This window comes from Streptomyces sp. NPDC014891 (assembly GCF_043081085.1).
Classification (GTDB): Bacteria; Actinomycetota; Actinomycetes; order Streptomycetales; family Streptomycetaceae; genus Streptomyces.
Genome location: NZ_JBIBWF010000024.1, coordinates 1 through 7,932 on the forward strand (window position 1 = coordinate 1; position 7,932 = coordinate 7,932).

Below are 7,932 nucleotides of genomic sequence, written 5' to 3' on the forward strand. Positions count from 1 at the left end.
GGTGTGCAGCGCCACCAGGGACGACGAGCACAGCGTGTCGATCGTCATGCTCGGACCGTGCAGATCCAGGAAGAAACTCACCCGGTTCGCCAGGAAGGCGTTGTGGTTGCCCAGGCCGGCGGGGGCGTCCAGCTCCGGCGAGAGGTTGTAGTCCTTGTAGTGCTGGTAGCTGGCTCCGACGAACACGCCCGTGGCGGGCGAGAGTCCGCGCGGCGGAAGTCCCGCCGACTCCAGTGCCTCCCAGGCGCTGCGGAGCAGCCAGCGCACCTGCGGGTCGAGCGCTTCGGCCTGTTTGGGGAAGAAGTCGAAGAACCGGGCGTCGAACTCCTCGACGCCGTCGAGGAACCCGCCCACGTCGGGCTCCCGCCCGTCGGCGTACTTGCCCCAGCGCCGCGCGGGCGCGGGGCCGACCCGGTCGCCGGACTCGGCCAGCAGGTCCCACAGTCCCTCCGGGTCCGTGGCGCCGGGCAGGGCCACGGCCAGCCCGATGACGGCCACGTCGTCGGCGGAGACGGCCTCGCCGGGGTCCGCGCCGTAGAACGCGGCCGGGTCGGCGGCCTGGCCGGAGGTACGACGGGGGGCCTGACCGGCGGGAGAGCCGAAGGACGGGCCGGTTGCCGGACCGGTGGCCGGACCGGTGGTTTCCTCGACGGCCGGACCGGTGGTTTCCTCGACGGCCGGGCCGGTGGCCTCCCCGGTGGCGTGCGGCGCCGTTTCCTCGGCCGGCTTCGCCTGGGCCTCGGGCCGCGCGAAGGCGTCCTCCGGGGCCAGCTCGGCGACGAAGGCGGCGAGGGTGCGGCAGTCGGCGACGTCGAGGACGTCCGTCGGGCTGAGCGGTACGCCGTACCTCTCGTCCAGGTCGGCGGCTACGGCCGTCGCGAGCATGGAGTCGATGCCGACGGCGGACAGGGACGTGGTCGCGGTGATCCGGGGGTCGTGCAGCGCCGCCCGCACCACCTCGACGACGGCGGCCTCGGCCGCCGCGAGGCGTGCCGAGCGGGGCGCGGGCCCGGACGCCTCCGCGCCTCCGACCCCGCCGCCACCCGTAGCGGCGGTCTCGCCACCGGCCGTACCGGCGATCTCGGCGGCCGCGCTGTCGGCGCCCGCGCCGTTCCCGGCCACCGTCCGGTACTCGACGCCTTCGAGGCGGACCAGGACCCGTCCGTCGTGCGCCAGCAGGTCGATGTCGCCCCGCCGTACGCCGTCGACGCCGGTCTCGGTGCCGTCCAGCAGCACGAACACCGTGTGTGCGGGGTCGCCCCAGCGGGTGGCGCCTTCGACGGCGACCGGCAGGAAGGTCCCGCTCGGCGCCTCGGGGTCGGCGAGGGTGAGGACGGCCATGGTCTGAAGGGCGGCGTCGAGCGCCGCCGTCTCCGCCTCCAGCGGGCTGTCGGCCGTGATGCCGACGCGGGCCAGGACCCGCCGGGGTCCGTAGTGGACCTCGGTGATCGACCGCAAGGGCGCGCTGAGTTCCATGCCCTTGGCGGCGAACCAGGCGTAGAGGCCCGCGGGCTCCAGGCCGCGGCCCAGGTCCGCGCGCAGGGCGTCCAGGTCCCGCGCGGCGGGGGCGGGTCCGGCGTGAGCCGCGCCGGTCGTCAGTCGGGCGATGGTGCGGCCGGCGTGCCGGAAGGCGGCAGGACCCGTGCGGCCCGGCTCGTCCAGGTCGGTGGTCAGCGCGTGCGGGCCGCTCCCCCGGCCCGTGAAGGCGACGCCGCGCAGTTCACCGGCCGCGCGCAGCCCCAGGGCGAGGGGCACGGCCCCGGGCACGGTCTCCTCGCCGAGCACACGGTGCGCCCGCGACAGCCGGCGGACGGCCTGGGCCACGTCCTCCCCGTGTGCGGCTGCCGGGTGTCCGCCCGCCGCGCCCTCGGGAGCTGCGGTGGCGGCGGGTGCCGCCGACACAGCGGGTGTCGCGCCGAACGGGTACGGCGGCAGCGGTCGCCGGCGTACCGCCGGGTCCGGGTACACGGACGCCCAGTCCACGGCCGCGCCTTCGACGTGGCGGAGGGCGTGGACGCCGAGCCCGGTCGAGGCGGTCTCCACCACGGCGGAGCCGCGGACGACGGAGCCGGACGCCCAGTCCGCGAGCCGCAGCGCGTGGTCCAGTCCGGCGCCGATCTCCCAGGCGGTGGCGCCGAGGACGGCGATCCGGTGCGCCCGGTGGTCGCGTCCGACGGCGCTGGAACGGCACAGTTCCCGCACGCCGGAGGCCGTCTCCCCGCGGAGCGCCGCCCGGGTGGCGGCGATGCGCCGCAGCAGGGCCTCCGGGGTGTGGCCGGAGAGGAGCAGCAGGTGCTCGTCGGCGGCGCGGTCCGGGTGTGCGGCCTCGGCGGCCGGTCCGTCGGCGGTCGCGTCGGGGCTCGGGCCGCCGACGTACTCCTCGACGACGACGTGGGCGTTGGTGCCGCCCATGCCGAAGGAGCTGACGCCGAACCGCCGCGGTCCGGTGGAGGTCCACGGGCGGGGTTCGGTCGGGATCTCGAACGGCCCGGAGGACAGGTCGAGGTGGCTGCTGGGCTTCTCGTGGCCGGCGACCGGCGGGATCTCCCCGTTCCGCAGGCTCAGCAGGGCCTTGACGAGCCCGGCGAGCCCGGCCGCGGGTTCCAGGTGCCCGATGTTGCCCTTGACCGTGCCGAGGTGGACCGGTCCTTCGCGGTCGGGATCGCCGCCGAACACCTCGGTGAGGGCGGCGAGTTCGATGGGGTCGCCGAGCCGGGTCGCGGTGCCGTGGGTCTCGATGAGGGAGATGTCGGCGGGGGCGAGCCCGGCGTCGTCCAGTGCCGCGCGGACGACGGCGGCCTGGGCTTCGCTGCGGGGCACGGGCAGCGCGCTGCCGCGGCCGCCGTGGTTGACGGCCGTTCCCCGGACGACGCCCCAGACGAGGTCGCCGTCGCGCTCCGCGTCCGCGAGCGGCTTCAGCAGGACGGCGAGTGCACCCTCGCCGGGGAGGAAGCCGTCGGCGTGCTCGTCGAAGGGCTTGGGAAGCCCCTCCGACAGGGCGCCGAGCTGGCTGAGGCTGCGGTAGTACCAGGGCGTCAGGCCGACCTGGCAGGCCGCGACGATCGCGGCGCCGCAGTGGCCGGAGCGGAGCGCGGTGACCGCCTGCTGGAGGGCGACGAGGGAGGACGAGCAGAGGGTGTCGACGGTCTGCGAGGGCCCGGTGAGGTCGAGGGCGTACGAGATCCGGTTGGCGAGCACCGCGTTCATGGAGCCGAGCGCGGTGTGCGGACCCACGGTCTCCAGCCCGTGCGTGTCGCGGTGGTGGGTGTAGGTGGCGGCGACGAAGACGCCGATGTCGCGGCGGCCGACGAGCCCGGCCTCGTCGCGGACCGACCAGGCGTGCTCCAGGAGCAGCTTCTGCTGGACGTCCATCTCCTCGGCCTCGCGCACGGAGATGCCGAAGAAGGTCGGGTCGAAGCGGTCCGCGTCGGCGAGGAAGGCGCCCTTGCGGCAGTACGTGCCTGTCATGCGGGGGCCGCGCTGCTCGAAGTGGGCGTCGACGTCCCAGCGTTCGGCGGGTACGTCGGTGAAGGCGTGGTCTCCCGCGCGCAGCAGCGGCCAGAGGTCCGCGATGCCGCCGGGGGCGCCGGGGAGGTCGCCGGACACGGCGACGATGGCGACGTCGAGGTCGCGCCCGCCCGGTGCCGAGCGCCGCGGGCGGTACGGAGCGGGGGCCGGGGTGGTGGCATCGGCAGGGGGTGCGGAGACCGCCGGCCGGACGGGCCGGCCCGTGTCGACGGCGGCGTCCCCCGAGCCGGCGTCCTCCTCGGCGCCCTGCTGCCCCGCTCCGGTGGCCTCGCCCCCGGTCGGCTCCGGCAGCGCCGCCGCCGCGCCGTAGCGCTCGGTGAGCGCCTCCGCCAGTTCGTCGAAGGCCCCGTACTCCAGGAAGAGCGTGGCCGGAAGGCTGACACCCCACCGGCGGGACAGCTCCTCGGACAGCTCGACGCTCATGATCGAGCTCATGCCGTAGTCCGCCAGGAGCGCCTCGCGGTCGAGGGAGGCGATGCCCAGCCGCTCGACGAGGAAGTCGGCCAGCGCGTCGGCGACCCGCTCCACGGCACCCGCCGCGGTCCCACCGGAGTGCTCACCGGGAACGGCGGCGTTCGCGGTGGCGGTAGCCGCGGTGACGGCGGCGTTCGCGGTCGCGGTAGCCGCGGTGACGGCGACGTCTGCGGTCATGGTGGCGGCGGAGGGGTGTTCCTGCCCGTCCGGCTCGATGATCTCTGTGCCCGCGTCGGGGTGGGCGATGACGAGCTGCCGGGCGGGCTCCTCCGCCGCCAGGACGGCGATGAGGGCGTCGAGGCCCTCCGCGGTGGTCAGCGGCCGGACGCCGCGGGCCCGGAGCTGGTCCGCGACGGCCGTGCCCATGCCGACCTCGCCCCACAGGCCCCAGTCGACGCTGAGCCACGGCGCGCCGTGCGCGTGGGCGTAGCCGTCGAGGTAGGCGTTGGCGGCGGCGTATCCGCCCTGCCCGAGGTTCCCGAAGGTGCCCGAGACTGAGGCGAACAGCACCGCGAAGTCGAGGTCGCTCCCGGTCAGGGCGGCGGCGAGCTCGCGGACCCCGTCGGCCTTGGGCCCCATCACGGCGGCGACGTCCTCGGCGGTGGCACTGCGGATCAGCCCGTCCTTGAGGGTGCCGGCGGCGTGGACGACGCCGTGCACGTCGCCGTGCTCGCGCCGCATCCGCTCCAGCAGGGCCGTCAGGGCGCCGGGGGCGGTGATGTCGGCGCTGTACGAGACGGCCAGGCAGCCGTGGGCGGCGATGGCGGCGGCCCGCTCGTCGGAGCCCGGGTTCCCGCCGGAGCGGGAGACCAGCGCGACGACGCCGGCGCCCTCGCGGGCGAACCGTTCGGCCACTTCGAGGCCCAGGCCGCCGTGGCCGCCGAGCACGAGGTAGCGTCCGCCGGGCCGGACGGGGCCCTGTCCGGCGGGGCGCGGCGGGGTGTACGCCGAGCGGTCGCGCACCCGCACGGGGACGTGCCGGAGGTCGCCGCGGTAGCCGGTCTCGACGGGCCCGCGGGCGTCGCGCAGTTCCGCGACGAGGGCGGGGAGCAGCGCGTCGGGGTCGCCGCCGAGGTCGACGATCCGCGGGCGCAGGCCCGGGTACTCGATGGCGGCGGTGCGCAGGAGCCCCCACAGCGCGGCGCGGGCGGGCACCGGCCGGTCGCCGGCGGTGACGGGCTGGCCGTCGCGGGTCGCGACGAGGAAGCGGGCCTTGCGCTGCCGCTCGCCGAGGGTGCGGAGGGCGGCGAGGCAGGCGTACAGCCCGAGGCGCAGCTCGTCCTCCTCGCCGCGTCGGCCGTCGGTCGGGCCGTCGGCGTTCCACAGGTGGAGCACGCCCGCGACGGGGTCGCCGATCTCCTCCCAGAGCCGGCGGAACCCGTCCTGGTCGGGCCGGTCCAGGGTCGTCCGGTCGGGGTCGGGGACGCCGCCGGCGGGCGCGGCCGGGCCGGCTGCGACCTCCACGACCCGGGCGCCGTCGGCCCGCAGCGCTTCGGCGGCGCCGGTGCCGAGCCGGTCGGCGGGGCCGTGGTGGAGGACCACCCAGGTGCCCGACGCCGGTTCACGGCGGGCGGGGTCGCCCTCCTCGGGGTGCCAGTCGATGCGGGAGACGGGCAGGGGTTCCCGCCGTCCCGCCGCGCTGTCGGACGTGCGTGCGGGGGCCGAGGCGCCGGTCGCCGCTGCGGGCGTGCGCGTCACGGTGGTGGTGCGCCGCATCCGTACGCCCTGGAACTCGGCGAGGACGTCTCCGGCGGGTCCCCGCAGCAGGGCGTCGGCGGTGGCGTATGCCCCGTCGTCGGCGGTGCGGCGGGCGTGGACGGTGACCCCGTCCGTCGCCGTCGACAGGTCGGCGAAGAGGGCGAGCCGCTCGACGCCGATCGGCAGCATGGGGTGCGGGCCGTCCGCACCCGTCAGGTCCTGCAGGGCGCAGCTGACGACCTGGAAGACGCCGTCCACCAGCAGCGGGTGGGCGTACCAGGGCATCGGCTCGGCGTCGGACCGCAGGGTGGCGCGGGCGGTTCCGGCGTCGGCGACGGAGAGTGCGCGGACGGTGCGGAAGTCGGGGCCGTACTGGAGTCCCTCGCGTTCCCATCCGGTGTAGAGGCGCTCCGGGGAGACGTCCCGTGCGCCGGCGTGCTCGTGGTCCGCCCCGGTGCGGGCGGGCCGTGCCGTGTCCGCCGGGAGGAACCGTCCGGCGCCGGTGGACAGCTGCTTGCGGGTGCCGGCCACGAGGGTCGTCAGCTCGAAGCGGGTCCGGTCGGGGCCGGGGGTCACGTCGAGCCGGACCGGGGCGCTGCCCTGGTCGGCGACCGTGAGGGGACGGAGGAACGACACCCCGGTGAGTTCCAGGGGAGCGAACGGTCGGCGGCGTGCGACGCCGACGAGTGCCATCTCCAGCTGCACGGCCGCGGGAAGCAGTCCGGTTCCCGCGGCCCGGTGCTGGGCGATGAGGGGCTCCTGGCCCGTGAACGTCTTCTCGTACGTCTCTGGGGTGTGCGTCACTGTCCCTCGCTCCGGTGCTCGTAGTGACGGTCGAACAGCGGGTGTCCCGCGGTGGGCGCGGGAGCCGTGGTGGGTGCGGCGCGTTCGCCGCGGGCCGGGGGCGCCACCAGGTCCTGTCGGTGGAAGGGGTAGGTCGGGAGGGTCGTCGTGCGGTGGCCCTTGCCGGCATGCACGCCGGCCCAGTCCACCGAACCCGAACCCGTACCGGCATACGACGCGACCGCCGCATACACCTCCGCCTGATCCACCCGGTCACGCCGCAGCGTCGACAACCACAACGGCTCATCCCCCGACCACGACGCGCGTGCCAACGACGTCAACTGCGGCTGCGCACCGATCTCCCACACCACCCCGGCACCCACACCCGACACCAACCCGACAGCCTCCGCGAACCGCACCGGCTCACGAATCCCCCGCGCCCACAACGCCGCATCCGCCACCGACTCCGGTGTGTGCCAACCACCCGACACCGTCGACGCGAACGCCACCCGCGGAGCCGACCACTCGACCCCCGCCACCACGTCGGCGAACGGAGCCACCGCCCCCTCCATCAACGCCGAGTGGAACGCATGACTCACCACGAGCGCCTGCGACCTCAGGCCCGACTCCGCACGGAACCGCGCCATCGCATCCACCGGACCCGAAACCGTCACCACACGAGGAGAGTTGAACGCAGCCACCTCGACCCCGGGAAACGCCTTCAAAGCCTCGACGACCACAGCCGCATCACCATGCACCGCGGCCATCGCACCCGCACCCGGCTGCGACTCCATCAACCGACCACGCACCACGGCCAGACGCAGCAGATCCTCCAGACCCACCACACCCGCGGCCCACCCCGCACTCAACTCACCCAGACTGTGACCCACCACCACATCCGGACGCACACCCAACGACTCCAGCCACCGCACCAACCCCACCTGCACCGACACGATCCCCACCTGCGCATACCGCGTAGAGGCGAGCAGGTGTGCCGAGGTGCCGAAGAGCAGGTCGGTCAGTGGTACGTCGAGCCGGCCGGCGAGCAGGTCGGCACACTCGTCCAGTGCCGCCCGGAACGCGGGCTCGGTCCTGTACAAGCCCTGGCCCATGCCCGCGTACTGCGAGCCCTGGCCGGTGAACATGAACACCGAGGGTGCGGACGTGCGACCGCTTCGGCGAGCCACTGGGGATGCTCCCGAGGCGATGTCCCGTAGTGCGACGGCGAGTTCACCCGCGTCGCCAGCGGAGACGACGGCGCCGAAGCGGTGCTCGGCGCGGCCCGTGTTGGCGGTGTAGGCGAAGTCGCCCAGGCGGTCGTCGTCGACCTCGGCCAGTCGGTCGGCATAGGCATCGGCGAGGGCGCGGACGGAGGTCTCGTCGGCCGCGTCCACCCGCACCAGATACGACTCCTGACCCACCACCTCACGGTCTGGAACCGCGGGTGCC

General features: G+C 75.4%; 2 protein-coding genes. Both read right to left on the reverse strand.

Translation table 11 applies throughout. From position 1 onward, the window contains the following. Positions 1-6,504, reverse strand: a 6,504-nt coding sequence (locus tag ACF09E_RS35665) for an SDR family NAD(P)-dependent oxidoreductase (protein ID WP_392210482.1), incomplete at its 3' end; no start/stop codon positions are given. Next, on the reverse strand, positions 6,501-7,932 hold a 1,432-nt coding region (locus ACF09E_RS35670), incomplete at its 5' end, for an acyltransferase domain-containing protein (RefSeq protein ID WP_392210484.1). The genes ACF09E_RS35665 and ACF09E_RS35670, both read right to left, overlap by 4 nt.